The organism is Arthrobacter sp. JCM 19049 (genome assembly GCF_001310435.1).
The window spans coordinates 1-667 of sequence record NZ_BAXF01000853.1; the positions used below are offsets into that span (position 1 = coordinate 1).

The window sequence follows — 667 nt, forward strand, 5'->3', positions numbered from 1 at the left end:
CATCGACCTCGGCGGCCACGGCCAGCGCCTCTTCCGCGTTCACGTGCAGGAACGCGTTCAGGGTGGGGTCAACCTCGGCAATGCGCTCCAGGTGCGCCTGGACCGCCTGGACGGAGGTGACTTCCCCGGCGCGCAGCTTGGCGGCCAGTTCGGTGGCGGAGAGCTTGATGATCTGGTTCATGTCCTTATTCACCATCCAGGATTGCCGGGACCTTGAAGCGGTCCTGATCGGAGTCCGGTGCGTTGGCCAGAACCTCGTCGATCGACAGGGTCTGGCCCACCACGTCCTCGCGCATGACGTTGGTCAGCGGGATCGGGTGGCTGGTGGCCGGGATGTCGGAGGATGCGACTTCGCTGACAGAGGCGATGGCATCGACGATCACGCCGAGTTCACCGGTCATCTTGTCCAGCTCTGCGTCGCTCATCTCGATGTGAGCCAGGCGTGCCAGGTGCACAACGTCCTCACGGCTGATGGCAGACATATATCTCCCTAGGGTGGGCGGTTGGATTTCTCCTCCAATTCTAGCCCTGGGCCGCAGGGCAAAGCCAGATGTGGTGCGCCGCATTACGCCATGCGCAATACCGCACCACGCTGTGTGGCCCCGGCGCCATCCACCCATTCGGCGCTGAGGTAGTGTCCGGTGCCGGCCCCGGGCCGCGGGCGGCG

Annotated in this window: 1 protein-coding gene and 1 pseudogene; both read right to left on the reverse strand. The window is 65.1% G+C overall.

Annotated features, from left to right (window positions below; genetic code table 11):
- Nucleotides 1-181, reverse strand: a pseudogene (locus JCM19049_RS16720) (Asp-tRNA(Asn)/Glu-tRNA(Gln) amidotransferase GatCAB subunit A); the annotation flags it as partial.
- Nucleotides 182-185: 4 nt separating this feature from the next.
- On the reverse strand, nucleotides 186-482 hold the full coding sequence (gene gatC, locus JCM19049_RS16725) for an Asp-tRNA(Asn)/Glu-tRNA(Gln) amidotransferase subunit GatC (RefSeq protein ID WP_054822085.1): 297 nt from the start codon (nucleotides 480-482) through the stop codon (nucleotides 186-188).
- Nucleotides 483-667: the final 185 nt, after the last annotated feature.

Excerpts from the sequence above, each read along its gene's own strand:
- gatC (WP_054822085.1), bottom strand. The coding sequence starts at position 482 with ATGTCTGCCATCAGCCGTGAGGACGTTGTGCACCTGGCACGCCTGGCT.